At 32.5% G+C, this 15,810-nt stretch carries 14 protein-coding genes; 2 read left to right on the top strand and 12 right to left on the bottom strand.

Annotated elements, in window-relative coordinates:
- Positions 1-156: 156 nt before the first annotated feature.
- The 9 genes from RR539_RS07410 to gpr form a co-directional block, all read right to left on the bottom strand.
- Positions 157-765, bottom strand: coding sequence for an acetate uptake transporter (locus RR539_RS07410; RefSeq protein ID WP_332473245.1), 609 nt, complete (start codon positions 763-765; stop codon positions 157-159).
- Positions 766-906: 141 nt separating this feature from the next.
- Positions 907-2,043 (bottom strand): molecular chaperone DnaJ, encoded by a 1,137-nt coding sequence (gene dnaJ / locus RR539_RS07405; protein WP_332473244.1) that lies wholly within the window; start codon positions 2,041-2,043, stop codon positions 907-909.
- A gap of 54 nt (positions 2,044-2,097) precedes the next feature.
- On the bottom strand, positions 2,098-3,933 hold the full coding sequence (dnaK, locus tag RR539_RS07400; protein WP_332483495.1) for a molecular chaperone DnaK: 1,836 nt from the start codon (positions 3,931-3,933) through the stop codon (positions 2,098-2,100).
- Positions 3,934-3,983: 50 nt separating this feature from the next.
- Complete coding sequence (gene grpE, locus RR539_RS07395) at positions 3,984-4,544, bottom strand: nucleotide exchange factor GrpE (RefSeq protein ID WP_332473242.1); 561 nt, start codon at positions 4,542-4,544, stop codon at positions 3,984-3,986.
- 31 nt (positions 4,545-4,575) lie between these two features.
- On the bottom strand, positions 4,576-5,607 hold the full coding sequence (hrcA, locus tag RR539_RS07390; protein ID WP_332473241.1) for a heat-inducible transcriptional repressor HrcA: 1,032 nt from the start codon (positions 5,605-5,607) through the stop codon (positions 4,576-4,578).
- Positions 5,608-5,718: 111 nt separating this feature from the next.
- Positions 5,719-6,819 carry a radical SAM family heme chaperone HemW gene (hemW, locus tag RR539_RS07385; protein ID WP_332473240.1) on the bottom strand — a complete coding sequence of 367 codons (1,101 nt, stop codon included), beginning with the start codon at positions 6,817-6,819 and terminating at the stop codon, positions 5,719-5,721.
- The gene (lepA, locus tag RR539_RS07380) at positions 6,819-8,627 is read right to left on the bottom strand and encodes a translation elongation factor 4 (RefSeq protein WP_332473239.1); all 1,809 of its coding nucleotides are present in this window, start codon (positions 8,625-8,627) and stop codon (positions 6,819-6,821) included. The genes hemW and lepA overlap by 1 nt, the downstream gene beginning before the upstream one ends.
- A 107-nt stretch (positions 8,628-8,734) precedes the next feature.
- On the bottom strand, positions 8,735-9,742 hold the full coding sequence (gene spoIIP / locus RR539_RS07375; RefSeq protein WP_332483496.1) for a stage II sporulation protein P: 1,008 nt from the start codon (positions 9,740-9,742) through the stop codon (positions 8,735-8,737).
- 68 nt (positions 9,743-9,810) lie between these two features.
- Positions 9,811-10,797: a GPR endopeptidase gene (gpr, locus tag RR539_RS07370; protein WP_332473237.1), complete on the bottom strand. Its 987-nt coding sequence runs from the start codon at positions 10,795-10,797 to the stop codon at positions 9,811-9,813.
- 454 nt (positions 10,798-11,251) lie between these two features.
- Between gpr and rpsT the strand changes: the two genes are divergently transcribed.
- Positions 11,252-11,518, top strand: a complete 267-nt coding sequence (gene rpsT / locus RR539_RS07365) for a 30S ribosomal protein S20 (RefSeq protein WP_332473236.1) — start codon at positions 11,252-11,254, stop codon at positions 11,516-11,518.
- Between the two features lie 43 nt (positions 11,519-11,561).
- Here the strand turns inward: rpsT and holA are convergent, their stop codons facing one another.
- Positions 11,562-12,581 (bottom strand): DNA polymerase III subunit delta, encoded by a 1,020-nt coding sequence (gene holA / locus RR539_RS07360; RefSeq protein ID WP_332473235.1) that lies wholly within the window; start codon positions 12,579-12,581, stop codon positions 11,562-11,564.
- A 13-nt stretch (positions 12,582-12,594) separates the two neighbouring features.
- Positions 12,595-14,616 (bottom strand): DNA internalization-related competence protein ComEC/Rec2, encoded by a 2,022-nt coding sequence (locus tag RR539_RS07355; RefSeq protein WP_332473234.1) that lies wholly within the window; start codon positions 14,614-14,616, stop codon positions 12,595-12,597.
- A gap of 373 nt (positions 14,617-14,989) precedes the next feature.
- Between RR539_RS07355 and RR539_RS07350 the strand changes: the two genes are divergently transcribed.
- Positions 14,990-15,484 (top strand): GNAT family N-acetyltransferase, encoded by a 495-nt coding sequence (locus tag RR539_RS07350; protein WP_332473233.1) that lies wholly within the window; start codon positions 14,990-14,992, stop codon positions 15,482-15,484.
- 30 nt (positions 15,485-15,514) lie between these two features.
- On the opposite strand, the gene RR539_RS07345 is transcribed toward RR539_RS07350, so the two are convergent.
- Positions 15,515-15,810 (bottom strand): hypothetical protein (locus tag RR539_RS07345; RefSeq protein WP_442878404.1); only part of this gene is annotated, 296 nt, incomplete at its 5' end.

The following is a 15,810-nucleotide window of genomic DNA, read 5'->3' as shown; positions in this document are numbered from 1 at the left end:
AATTATTAATTATATATTATCATAAAAATACTTCTAAATATAACAAAAGGCATCATAAAAGATGCCTTTACAGAGTTAAAAACTTAATATAAACCTATAAATTAAAAGTTTGTTTGTGACATAACTAACAAAAGACGCCATAAAGGCGTCTTTAAATTACTTCTTAAATATCTTAAATGGCTTACCAACTGGTAGGAATACTCTTCCGAAGTGAGTATTTAGAACCGCTGCTGCTGAACCATAGAATGACATAATTGCAATAAGTAGCTCTGAAATTCCAGCTAAGTTATGCATGAAGTGCTTCATTATTCCGAACGTGCTTAGAGCTAGTCCAAGGAATAATAAGTCAATAAGTACAAATATAATAAATAATACCTTATGTGTTTCCATTGCTCCAATTGTCATATAAATAGTAAATATTAAATATGCAAGGAATGCAACTCCTAATTGATTTGAATCAATTCCGCCTAGGAACTTCTCACCGAATATTCCATTTTGAATCATCCATACTAGTCCCATTGAGTACCAGAAGAATGCGTATGCTCCAAATGCAGTTGCTCCAAATGTATTGTTATGCTTAAAATCTTGAATACATGCTAGAAGCTGTGCTGAAGCACCTAGAAAAATCGCCCAAGGTAGTACCAGTGATACACCTTCTGTAATTCCAAGTTTTTGTGTTGATGCTACTAATGTTATAATAGCTAGTCCAAAAAGACCTAATGCTGACGGGTCAGCGGTTACTATCTTTACCTTCGTTTCGCTCATAATTTCCTCCTTAAACACTTATGTAAAAAATAACACTATCAAACAATATCAAATCCTAAATGCCAAGTCAATAGAAATTTTAAATAATGAGAATATAAAAAAGATTCTACAAGGCCTCATGCCTTAGTAGAATCTTTAAAGTTATTCATTATCAATTTTAAAAGCGTCTTTTAATTTATCTTTTAATGTTTTTTTAGAATCTACTGTTTCTCCAAACTCAATTGCTAGACTTTCAAGTAGTTCTCTTTGTTTTTCTGTAAGCTTAGTTGGAACTTCAACCTTAAGCTCTACATAAAGATCTCCCTTACCTGAGCCTCTAACGTTTTGTATACCATCACCCTTAAATTTAATTACCTTACCATTTTGAACTCCTGCATCAATTTTATGGCTTTTGCTTCCTTGTAGCGTAGGTACTTCAATCTCTCCTCCAAGTGATGCCTTAACAATAGATATAGGAATTTCACAGAATATATCTGTTCCCCTTCTCTTAAATGTTGTGTGATTACGAACTCTAATATTTATATATAAATCCCCTGCAGGGCCACCGTTAAATCCCGGTTCTCCATGCCCTCTTAATGGAATTGTATTACCATCATCAACTCCTGCTGGAATGTTAATGCTTACAATTTTATTCTTGCGAATTCTACCACTTCCACTACAAGCTGTACATGGCTTTTCAATTTTCTTACCACTTCCATTACAAGTATCACAGGTTGTAACACTTACAAAACTTCCAAATGGAGTTGATTTTTGAACCTGAACTTGACCTGAACCACCGCATCTTGAACATGTTGCAGGGCTAGTACCCTTTGCAGCACCACTACCTGAACATTCTTCACAGTTTTCTTCTCTATTAATTTCAATTTCCTTTTTAACTCCAAAAGCAGCTTCTTCAAAGGTAAGAATAATAGTAGTTTCAAGGTCATTTCCTCTTCTTGGAGCATTAGGATTTCTTCTAGCTCCTGAACCTCCACCGAACATATCGAAAATATCTCCGAATATATCACCAAAGCCTCCAAAGCCTCCACTAAATCCGCCACCGAATCCTGCTCCATCAAAGTCTGCAGTACCATATTGGTCATAGTTAGCCTTTTTCTCAGGGTCTGATAATACTTGATATGCTTCGTTTATTTCTTTAAACTTTTCTTCTGCTTCCTTATCACCTTGATTTTTATCTGGGTGATACTTTATAGCCATTTTTCTAAACGCCTTTTTAATCTCATCATCACTTGCACCTTTTTCAAGTCCTAAAGATGCATAATAGTCTTTAGCTGCCATATATTCACCACCTTATAACACAAACTTAGGAGGGCTATGCCCTCCTAAAGCTTACTATTTATCCTTTACGTCAAAGTCTGCATTTATTTCTCCATCATTTGGAGCACCTTGAGCACCTGCTGCGTTAGGATCAAATCCTCCCTCTGGAGCTCCTCCTGCTTGTTGGTACATCTTTGATGAAATTTCATAGAACTTTTGAGTTAGGGCTTCATTAGATGCCTTTATAGCTTCTATATCTTCACCTTGTAGTTTTTCCTTAAGATCTGCTACCTTAGCTTCGATTTCGCTCTTCTCTTCTGCTGAAATCTTATCACCAAGCTCTTTCAGAGCATTTTCTGTTTGGTAAACCATTGACTCTGCAGTATTCTTAGTTTCAATGCTTTCTTTTCTCTTTCTATCTTCTTCAGCGTACATTTCAGCATCACGTACAGCCTTATCTACTTCATCATCTGATAGGTTAGTTGATGCAGTAATTGTAATATCAGCCTTCTTACCAGTTGCCTTATCTTCAGCTGATACATTAACTATACCGTTTGCATCAATGTCGAATGTAACTTCGATTTGAGGAATTCCTCTTGGAGCTGGTGCAATTCCTGAAAGTTGGAATTTACCTAGTGACTTATTGTCATTAGCCATTTGTCTTTCACCTTGAACAACGTGGATCTCAACTGATGTTTGACCATCTGCTGCTGTTGAGAATACCTGGCTCTTCTTAGTTGGAATAGTTGTGTTTCTAGGAATAAGTGCAGTAGCTACTCCTCCTAAAGTTTCAATTCCAAGTGAAAGTGGTGTAACGTCTAGTAGAAGTACATCCTTAACATCTCCTGTTAGAACTCCTGCTTGAATAGCTGCTCCTAATGCAACACACTCATCTGGGTTAACACCCTTTGATGGCTCTTTTCCTGTATAATTCTTAACTGCTTCTTGAACAGCTGGTATTCTAGTAGAACCTCCAACTAAAACAATTTTCTCTATATCACTAAATGAAAGTCCTGCATCCTTAAGTGAGTTCTCAATTGGAACTAGAGTTCTCTTAACAAGATCTGCAGTTATTTCATCAAACTTAGCTCTTGAAAGGTTTATATTAAGGTGCTTAGGTCCTGTTTGATCTACTGAGATAAATGGTAGGTTAACTTCAGTAGAAGTCATTGTTGAAAGCTCAATCTTAGCCTTCTCTGCTGCTTCCTTAAGTCTTTGCATAGCCATATTATCTTGTCTTAAATCGATTCCTGTATCAGCCTTAAATGTATCAGCTAAGAAGTTAATGATTCTATCATCAAAGTCATCTCCTCCAAGCTTAGTATCTCCATGAGTTGCAAGAACTTCAAATACTCCATCACCGATTTCAAGAATTGAAACGTCAAATGTTCCTCCACCTAAATCGTAAATAAGGATTTTGTGGTTTCCTTCACCCTTATCTAGTCCATATGCAAGTGAAGCAGCTGTTGGCTCGTTAATAATTCTTTGAACATTAAGTCCAGCAATTCTTCCAGCGTCTTTAGTTGCTTGTCTTTCGCTATCATTAAAGTATGCAGGTACTGTAATTACAGCATCTGTAACTGTTTCACCAAGGTAGCTCTCAGCATCTGCCTTAAGTTTTTGAAGAATCATTGCTGATAATTCCTGTGGTGAGTAATCCTTACCATCTATATTAACCTTATGGTTTGTTCCCATATGTCTCTTAATTGAGATTATTGTTTTATCTGGGTTTGTAATTGCCTGTCTTTTTGCAACCTGCCCAACAATTCTTTCTCCATCTGGCTTAAATCCTATAACTGAAGGAGTTGTTCTAGCTCCCTCTGAGTTAGCTATTACTACAGGCTCTCCACCTTCCATAACAGCTACACATGAATTAGTTGTTCCTAAATCTATTCCTATTACTTTTCCCATGAAAATTTCCTCCTTAATATTTAGAAATTCATAAATAATATATATTTTTATTAATTAGCAACCTTAACCATACTAAAACGTATGATTTTATCTTTTAGCTTATAACCCTTTTGAAGTACTTCTATAACTTCATTATTACCAAATTGTTCATCTTGAACATGCATAACCGCATTATGATAATTTGGGTCAAACTGTTCTCCAACTGATGGAATTTCAACAATTCCTTCCTTTTCAAGGATTCCCTTGAACATTTTTAGGGTCATTTCAAGACCTTCCTTAAGTGGTCCATCTTCTGATGAACACTCAAGTGCTCTTTCAAGATTATCAAGAATTGGTAGTACCTTTTCAATAGAGTCTGTAACCCCTCTATCATAAAGCTCTTCTTTTTCCTTAATAGTTCTTTTTCTAAAGTTATCATATTCAGCTGTAGTTCTTTGTAATCTATCAAGATAGTCCTTACATTCAGCTTCTTTTTTGTCTAAAAGCTCCTTGTAATCAACTTCTTCACTAGCCTCATTATTTGATTCTACATTTTCATCTGTAGCATCCTCTAGGTTAGCCATATCTTCAGTGCTATCCTCAAGATTTTCATTTAGATTCTTTTCATCCATTTATGTCACCCTTTCGATTATATTTTAGGTGTTAGTCCTCATAGGTTGTTTTTAAAACATCGTTAAGTACATCAGTAAAGCACTTTAATATGCCCATTACCTTTGAGTAGTTCATTCTCTTAGGACCTATAACCCCTATACTACCTACCGGCTTATGGTTAATACTATATGTTGACTTAATTATGCTATAATTTTTGACCTCTTCTATGTCATTTTCATCTCCAATAGATATTTCTATTTGACCAATTCCTTGGTTAAATACTCTTTGCATCTTCTCAGAGTCTTCAACTAGTGATAAAAACTCTCTAGCTTTTTCTACATCGTTATATTCTGGATGAGAAAATATATTAGATGCACCTGACATATAAAGTTTTTGATGGTCGCCTTTTAAACTTTCATATAGTAGTGGTATTATAGAGTTTAAAATTTCGTTATATCCACTTAATCCTTCTTGAATTGAGCCTATAACCGAAAGATTAATTTCGTCTATAGTAAGACCACATAACTTTTCATTTAGCATATTATTAATCTTTTGAAGAGTATCTGGTGATATTGGTTCTGGCAATTTAATCATTATGTTTTGAATTTGTGCCATATCAGTTACTACTACAGCTACAAGTTCTGCAACATTAACTGGAATAAGCTTCAATGATACAATTACGCTGTTATTAACTGATGGAGTAATAATTGCTGCTGTATAATTAGTTGCCTCAGAAATAAGCTTAGCCGTTCTTCGTATAAGCTTATCTACCTCATTAATAGTTGCAAGTTGCATATACTGTTTAATAAGCTCTATTTCATCAGCTGTAGGGCTTCCTACCTCCATTAGCTTATCAACATAATATCTATACCCCTTATCTGAGGGTATTCTTCCTGCCGAGGTATGGGGCTGAATTATTAATCCTAGTTCCTCTAGATCAGCCATTTCGTTACGAATAGTAGCTGAACTATAACCAATGTCATATTTCTTAGCAATAGTTCTAGAACCTACAGGTTCCCCTGTTTGTATATAATCCTTAACAATTGCTCTTAATATGGTTTTCTTTCTATCACCAATTTCCATATTATCACCTCGTTTATTAGCACTCAGTAACCTTGAGTGCTAACGATTACATTTTTAAAATATCATTTATACATCAATTTGTCAAGTGTATAAATGATATTTTTAAATTTTTTATAATAAAAACTCTACAAAAACACTATTTGAAAAACTTACACCCCTTCGAGTTAACTTAATTCTATCTTCTACTTCTTCAATTAAGCCAAGTCTAGTAAGTTTTTCAATTTGATCCTTGTATACCGAATAGATATTTTTATTAAATCGTTTATTAAATTCTTCTTTACTAATTCCCTTCATCATGCGCATACCAAGAAATACAAACTCTTCCATAGCAGCTGATTCATCTATGTATTCCTTATCATAAATATTACTACTTGAATCTACATATGCAATATATTCACCTATACTTTTAGGGTTTGAGTATCTATATCTATTTACATATGAGTGGGCACCTGCACCTACTCCATAATAATCATCTGTAGACCAATACACCACATTGTGTTTTGACTCTAGATTATTCTTTGCAAAATTAGATATTTCATACCACTTATATCCCCTGCTCTGTAGAAATTCTATTGTATAATCGTACATTTCCCTTTCAATATCCTCATCAACAACGGTAAGCTTACCCTTTTCCCTCATAGTAAAATAAGGTGTACCCTCCTCTACAATAAGGCTATATGCTGATAAATGCTCAGGGTTTAATGATACAATTCTATCTAATGTATCCTTATACATCTCAAAACTTTGACCCGGAACCGCAAACATAAGGTCTATATTAATATTATTAAATCCTAATTTTCTAGCATTTCTGTAGCTCTCTAAAAATTCTTCATAACTATGCATTCTACCAAGTTTTTTAAGTACATGGTTATCTGATGATTGTAGTCCAATAGAAAGCCTATTTATTCCCTGTTTTTTCATAACTGTTAGATTATCTTCGTTAAGTGTTCCTGGGTTACACTCTACAGAAAACTCTATAGGAGAATATTTCTTAAGACATGTTAATAATTTCTCAAGATTCTCTATAGATAAAATGGTGGGAGTACCCCCACCAATAAATATCGTTTTAAAGTTTTCTTCTGGTAACCTTTCTATTTCAGTAATTAACCTCTCAATGTACTCATTTTCAAGGCTTCTATCTGTTATAGAATTAAAGTCACAGTATAAGCACTTTCTAGCACAAAAAGGTATGTGGACATAAAGTGATTTCATTAACACTCTACCTTAAGTACAGCCATAAATGCTTCCTGCGGAACTTCAACAGTTCCTATTTGCTTCATTCTCTTCTTACCTTCTTTTTGCTTTTCAAGAAGTTTCTTCTTTCTTGAAATATCACCACCGTAACACTTAGCAAGAACGTCTTTTCTCATAGCTCTAACAGTTTCTCTTGCAATAACTTTAGCCCCAACAGCTGCTTGAATTGGAATCTCAAACATCTGTCTTGGAATAATTTCCTTAAGCTTCTCTGCAATTGCACGTCCCCTAGCATATGCTCTTTCACTTGGAACAATTTGTGATAATGCATCTACTGTATCTCCATTTAGAAGAATATCTAGCTTAACTAGCTTAGATGGTGCATATCCTATTAATTCATAGTCTAGTGATGCATATCCTCTTGTCTTTGACTTTAATGTGTCAAAGAAGTCAAAGATAATTTCATTTAGAGGAATTTCATAATGAAGCATAACTCTAGTAGTTTCTAGATACTCCATATTCTTAAATACACCTCTTCTATTTTGGCAAAGATCCATAACAGGTCCAACATAATCTGATGGTGAAATTATAGATGCCTTAACCATAGGCTCCTCCATATAGTCAATTTCTGAAGGGTCCGGCATATTAGTTGGGTTAGTAAGTTCTATAAGTTCTCCATTTGCCTTAGTTATCTTATATATAACTGATGGTGCAGTTGTAACTAAGTCTAGGTTAAATTCTCTTTCAATTCTCTCCTGAATAACTTCCATATGAAGTAGTCCAAGGAATCCACATCTAAATCCAAATCCTAATGCTATAGAAGTTTCTGGTTCAAATGTAAGTGCTGCATCATTAAGTTGAAGCTTTTCAAGGGCTTCCTTAAGTTCATTATACTTAGCTCCATCTGTTGGATATATACCACTATATACCATAGGAATAGCAGGTCTGTATCCTGGAAGCGCTTCTTCAGCAGGGTCACTTGCAAGTGTTATAGTGTCTCCAACTCTCGCATCACGAACATTCTTAATACTACCTGTAATGTACCCAACTTCTCCAGCCTTAAGTCCTTCTGTTTCGATAAAGTTTGGCGCAAAAATCCCAACTTCTGTAACTTCGTATTCCTTCTGTGAAGCCATAAATCTAATCTTATCACCTTTTTTTACTTTACCTTCTTTAATTCTTACATATGAAACTACTCCCTTATATTGGTCATAGTAACTATCAAACACTAGTGCCTTAAGCTTGCCTTCCTCATCTCCACTTGGAGGTGGAAGCTGCTCTACTATTGCACTTAATACGTCTTCAATACCAAGTCCAACCTTAGCTGAAATTAAAGGAACATTACTACAATCTAGTCCTATAATATCCTCTATTTCTTTCTTAATTTCATCTGGTCTTGCACTTGGAAGGTCTATCTTATTAATAACCGGCATAATATCCAGATTATTATCAAGTGCTAGGTAACAGTTAGCAAGTGTTTGTGCCTGTATACCCTGAGTTGCATCTACAACAAGAATCGCTCCCTCGCAGGCTGCTAAACTTCTTGAAACCTCATAGTTAAAGTCTACATGTCCTGGGGTATCAATAAGGTTCATTACATATTCCTTATTATCCTCTGCCCTATGTACTAATCTTACAGCCTGTGACTTAATAGTAATACCTCTTTCTCTTTCAAGGTCCATACTATCAAGAACCTGTGACTCCATCTCTCTTTGAGTTAGTGTCCCTGTTTTTTCTATTAATCTATCTGCAAGTGTCGACTTTCCATGATCGATATGTGCTATAATACTAAAGTTTCTAATTTTAGATTGTCTCTCGTTAGACATAGTAATCCTCCTTAAGTGGTCTGTATGTTAATTTTATTAAAATCTAAATAATCACACTAAATTATAACACAATCGTCATGTTATATGTCAATAAAATTAAACTCTTTCTATTTTATAGTATTTGCAATGGCCTTAGCTATAATATTAAGTGAAGCAACAACCTCTTCCTTACTATTGGTAGAACTACCAAGTTCAATTAGAACTAAATTTGGATCTAAATCCTGATTAAACACTGCAGACTTCTTATATAGAAATCCTCTTGAGAACTTAGGGTGAATCTTATTTATTTCGTTATTAAGCTTCTTTGCAATTGCCTCACTATCCTTAATATTTGGATTGTTACTACCAAATACAAACATAGGTCTAGCTATTTTTTGTCCATTAATAAGCGCCGTACTCTTATCAGCTGGAACACTATCTCTATGTAAATCTATAACTAATTTATATTTATTTTCTTTAAGTAGCTTCTCTACAGTTGGACGTGATCTTTGGTATGCACCATTTCTCTTTGGAATATCGTGAACTGTCTTGTTATGTACTACTGCTATTCCATATTTATTTTCTAGTATTTTAACTAGTTCATCTCCTACATTAGCTACTGTTTGGGTTAAATCAGTTGTAAAGTCCTTACCCTTACCATCCGGATTAAATGTTTCTGTAGTATGTGTATGGTAGATCAATATCTCTGGCTTAGATCGATTTAGCGGCTTTGCAGGAGGAGATTTATCCTCTGCCTTTTCGCTACTAGAATCACTACCTTTATTGTTATCTACTATAATAGGACCTTTATCTTCACCTGTTATATCTATATCTAAAAGCCCAAGTAAAGGCATTTGAGAAGACATAAAATTAGTAGGTGTAGAAAGATCTATTCCAGTTAAATTTCTTATTATGTAACTTGAAAGGTCTACATTATCTTCATCCTCATGTTGGGATTTAGCTACATGTTCTTCTATGGACCCATTTGATTTACCCAGTATCTGCATATATATATACTTTGGGTTTTCACTAAGCCCCATTGATAATAATGGTAAAAAGATTTTTGCCATAAGAAGTATTCCTACAGCAAAAACAATAAATTTACTTAAAATATCTGAACTTTTTCTATTAAACATAACTACTTCATCCCCTTGTATGGTTTATGTAATATAGTTATGTTAATAAAAGCGGTTATATTACTACTTTAGAAAAGATATCTATCTATATCTTCTATATCAATAGATGGATGAAGACTTATATTAATACTATTAGCAATTATCTTAGCTAAGTCTTCTATAAGTGCATCAATATCCTTTGGTGTAACCATTAAATTACTTGAATAAGAATTAAGAACTCCCTTTATCATTTCATACTTTTCTTCTTTGTTAAGGCTCTTAAGCATTGTATAGAAGCCCTTAGTATCAGGATTGTCCTTAGTTTCTGAAATTAATGAATCTATCATGGAATCTATTGTATCATTAGCCATAGTAGGTGCATCTACAACCGTTGGAACTCCAATTGCTATAACAGGTACCCCTAAGGTTTTCATAGAAAGCTCCATTCTCTTGTTACCAACACCTGCTCCTGGCGCTATACCTGTATCCCCTATTTGAATTGTTCTAGCTACTCTATCAACATTTCTTGCAGCTAATGCATCTATAACAATAACAATATCAGGTGACGTTTTTTCTACTATTCCTTTAACGATTTCTGCAGTCTCTATACCTGTTATGCCAAGCACTCCAGGTGCAAGTGCTGCAACAGGATTTATTCCCTCGTCAATTTGATCAGGCATATACTCCTTAAGATGTCTTGTTACCATAAGCTTCGATACTACCTTAGGTCCTAAAGAATCTGGTGTTACATGCCAGTTACCAAGTCCTACAACAAGGGTTTTAAGATCCTTTTTAATCTTAACTACCTTTAGAATCTCTTCTGAAAGAGCCCTTGTTAAGTCTTCATGAAGATCAACATCATAGTGTTTAACCTCAGGTATCTCCATAGTAATATATGTACCCTTAGGCTTACCTAATGCCTCTTCACCCTTCTCATCTAATACATTTACAGTTACGATTCTAATACCTCCAAGCATTCTCTTAGTATCAAATGATACACCTTCTATTTCTACTTCCTTATTATTATTATAAATCTCCCTAGCTTCTACAGCTAAATCAGTACGGGGATTAAACATAAACACTTCCTCCTAACAAATCAAAATAAGTTAAAAGTAGTTTATGCAAAAATGTATTATTTAAACAAAAAAAATAACTACTCTTCCCACATAAGAAGAGTAGTTATCTTAGAAAACTAACATAAATTTTAAAATATTAAATAATTTAAATATAATGACTCATGTCCATTATATGTGATAGGTTCTTATTTTTCAATTTATATTTTGTGGATTTTTTAGCTATTTTTACTTTAAACAAAAAGCTTAATAATTTATTAATATTTATCCAATAAATCAATTAAGTATTTTTAAATAAATATTGGCAATAATAAGCTAATATTAGTATTGATAAGTCTAGCTTATAATGCTATAATTACGTTTAGTTGATGTAATGTTGACCATCCGCATATAGATTCCCCACAATCTAATTTTGTGTCTTAAAATATTTTGGTTTAAATTTAAGGAGGACACTACGATGGCAAATATTAAGTCTGCAATGAAAAGAATTAAGGTAATTGAAAGAAAAACACTAAGAAACAAAATGGTAAAGACTGCGGTTAAGACTTCAATCAAGAAGTTCGAAGCTGCTGTTGCTGCTGGAAACTTTGATGAAGCAAAGGTACTTCTATCAGCTGCTATTTGTGAAATTGACAAGGCTACTTCAAAGGGTATCATTCACAAGAATGCTGCTTCAAGAAAGAAGTCAAGACTTTCAGTTGCTCTTAACAAAGCAGCTAACTAATTAATTTAACAAAAACAGGTAGTCTCTCAACTACCTGTTTTTTCTATTTACATATTCTTAATATCAAAAGCTCAAGTCCAAGTTCCGGCTGCATCTTTCCACTTTTTATGCTGTAGTCAGTTTCTAATGCATCTTCTAGTACATTTTTAATAGTGTTACTTTCCCAGTTTCCTATTATTTTAGCTATACCTCTATATACAAATTCCTGTAGCTTAAGTTTCTTAATAATATCCGAATCCCTTTCACCATCATCTAATAACAATCTTACGTTATATAGAATTCTAAACTGCCTTATTATCATAAACATAATCTTTGGGAACTGCTCCCCCTGAAGGAATATAGTATCTAATATATCCAGTGCATTTTTAGCGTCTTTTTTGTACATATAATCTGTCATTTTAAAAATATTACTTTCTGATGTTTTATGAATAACAGCATCAATATCTTCCTTTGTAATATTTTCTCTATCACCTATATATGAAATAAGCTTATTAAGTTCTATTTCCATATTATCTATTGAGGATGTCATTTCATTAGTTAAATAAAATATATCTGACTTTGAAATATTTTTCTTATTATCCTTAATATATGTTTCAATCCACTGTGATAAGTCCTTACCATACATAGGTATTTTAAGTTCTACAAGTGTACCAATAGTATTCGAAACCTTAATTAATGAATTTCCCTTATCAATAGGATCCTTACTAGAAATCATAAGTATAGTATATTCAGGTACATCCTTTGCATAATCTGTTACATCCTTTAAAAGAGCCTTTGAACTTGAATCTAAACTCTCAAAGGTAAAACTTGGTGACTTTACGTGTACAACCCTCTTATCAGACATTACAGGTATTGTTTCACATGCATTTTGTATGTCATCAAATGATATTGAATTACCTTCAATTGTAACCGTATTAAGTTCCTTAATACCTCCTGGTATCTCCATTATTTCCTTTTCACATTTGCTAATCTTATCCTTATCATTTCCGTGCACTACAATGAAGTTTGAAATTTTATTCCCTGCAATATTTTTTTGAAAATCTTTAAAGGATTTTATAATCAAATTTATTTCCCCCTTAGTTGTTAAATCCTATTCTCTCACCAAATAAGTCTATGGTGTAAACAATAGTTCCCATTTTATCTGTTCTATATATATTAGCCCCTTCATCCTCTAAAGTGTTAATACACTCCTTTGATGGATGATTGTAGTTATTTTCTCCAACTGTTATAACTGCATTTTTTATTTTTGATAAATTAAGCATTTTTTCACTAATAGAATACTTAGACCCATGGTGGGGAACTTTAAACAGATCATACTCACCACTTATTTTATCCATTTCCTCATTAGTCGCATCACCTGTAAATAAAGCATTAAAGTCCTTATATGATAATTCAAATATTAAAGAATTCTTATTTTCATCATCATAATTAACCTTGCCATTTGGTGACAATACACTTAGCCTTACCCCTGATATCCTCATATAATCATCCTTCATAAGTCCTAAATAGCTCTCATCACTACAACCTAGGTAAGAAATCTTCTTTTCTATACTATGATTATCCTCTATATAATCAACTCCACCATTATGATCTGAATGAAAATGACTTATAACTAAATAATCAATATCATTATAGCCAAGCTTTCTTATATATGGCATAACCTTAGACTTTGCTGCTATATAATCATCAAAGGCGTTTCCAGTATCTATTAACATAGTCTTTTTACCTGGGTATTCTATGAATATACTATCACCTTGACCAACATCAATAAAGTGAATCTTTAAACTTTGCCTATCTATAATTAATGACAAAACTATGATGCCTACCATACTAGAAATTATAATATACTTTGCATTATTTTTCTTAAACTTAATTATTTTAAGATATAAAAGTACTATAAAATAATATAACACAATACATACAATACTAAGCCTACCTGTGAAAACAAGTACATTTATAGAATCAAATAATCCTATTATATATAAGGTTATTTCTCCTATGAAAACACATGGATATAAAATTAAATTGTAAGGTATTATAACATATAAGAAACATGATATAAATCCCGTAACAGTAATCAACCCTACAAGTGGAGATATAACAACATTTACTACTATAGATATAAGTGAATAATATCCCTTACTGTAAAGAATAATAGGAAGAGTTAATATCATACTAGCACCTGTTGCTGCTATTTCATTTTTGAATAACTTACTATATCCTTCTACATGCTCTAATAAATCGCTACTAAAAAGTGATATGGAAAGGGTTGCTGTAAATGATAATATAAAACCAAGGGAATAAATATAAAATGGATTAATTGTAAGCATTAAAAAACCCGCTATAAAAAGTCCATTAACTGTTGAATTTATCTTTCCTAAATACCTAGCTAGTATTACCATGTATATCATTATTAAGGCCCTTGTAACTGATGGTTCAAATCCTGTAATAAATACATAACATGTAGATACAACAAGAGCTATAATAAGCCTCCTTTTAATAGGAAGCATAGTGGTTATAGTCATAGTAGCAGCATATAAAATAGCAAGATTAAATCCTGAAACAGCAACAATATGAATAATATCCATCTCACTAAAGCTTTTCATATCCTCCTCATCTATTCCAGAGCGGTATCCTGTAACTATTCCAGATACAAATGCTCCTGCTCTAGAATCTACGCTTTCAAGTCCTCTACTTATCTTGTCCTTTATTTTAAGGTGGATATTAAATATGCTTATACTACTATCTATACTAATTATTCTTGTTACCTTTCCATAGGATAATAATCCCCTAGATGCCATTGAGTTTTTTCTATACTCCTTATTTTCTTTAAGCTTACCTTTAATTTGTATATAATCTCCAATACTCGGCACATCTTTAATTTTCTTAGCATCATAATAAAAAACTACCTTATAATTATTTTTATTGTTTTTTAGTGTAAAACTTGTTTCCTTAAGGTCTACAACCCGTCCTTCAAACTCCTTCTTGTCTTTAAGTGCATAGACTCTAGCATCGTAGCCTACCCTATATATGTTTACAAACACACCTCCAAGCATTAAAAAAACAAGTCCTATTACTAATATATTGCTCCTTTTCACAAACAAAAAAATTATCAATAGTAAAATCACTATAAAACTAACAATTAATTGAAACTTCCAATTAATATTAAGATTATATAGAAGAACCCCTATTACAAAAAAGGGAAACAGTATATATAGCCTAAATTTCATATAATTCTCCTAAATATATTATTATTAGGAGTCTATCCCAATGAAATTTTTTTAAACATTTTATATTTTTTCTATGATTTTATAAAAATAAGCAAATTAGTTTATAGAGTTTTAACTATTTTATAATTTTTATATAGTGTTATAATGTAGTTTGTAGTTAGAAATTTATAATTTTATATCGAAAATATAGGTATTTTAAATAAATATGACTAAAATTATTGTTCTTAGGAGGATTTTTTCTATGTTATTCGACGGAAAGGATTTTTTTGTTGATGAGTCTAATGCTGAAGACATTATAGAAATCACTGAAATATATAACTCAAACAAAGAATTCCTGAAAAAACATACTAATAAGGAAAACGTAACATTTGATTGGCTATTAGAAGATCTTAAGGAAACTAGAAACTCTGGATTTTCACCATGTAAAATAGTAGATAAAGAAAGTGGTGCTATACTTGGAATACTAGATTTTAAGCTTTCTAGCGAAACCTATCTTTCACTTTTCATGTTACATAACAAATACATAAATAAAGGTATTGGAAAAACTGTTTTTGCTGAGTTTGAATCATATGCTAAAAACAATGGATCACATGCTATTAGAATAGATGTTGTAGACTCTAAAAATGAAGATGCTCTTCGCTTTTGGGTAAAAAGAGGATTCCAAAAAATTAAAGAAGTATCACTTTCATGGGGAGATGCAATTCTTCAAGCATCCCTAATGAAAAAGGACATATAAAAAGAGCCGACTTTATATCGACTCTTTTTGTTATTTAAATAAATTCTTAAAAAATAGTACTATTCTCTTAAATACATTAACTCTCTTAATATCTTCAGTTGCTATTAAATCAGCTTCTGTAGACGTCTTATCATATGTTACTATAATCTTACCTACCGTGTCTCCCTTTTTAATGTTTCCCTTTAAGTCTTCCATTATCATAACTTTAGACTCTATATGAGATTTTTTATTTATAAGCTGATATTCTTCCCTGCTAGGTGAGGCTTTAATAACTCCTCCAACATGGTATTCACTTTCAAGATCATAGATACTTGCCTTATTTATAA

It is taken from the genome of Clostridium sp., from assembly GCF_036639235.1.
GTDB lineage: Bacteria > Bacillota > Clostridia > Clostridiales > Caloramatoraceae > Clostridium_AB.
Note: the sequence above shows the minus strand (reverse complement) of the source record. Positions and strands in the feature narration are given on the sequence as shown.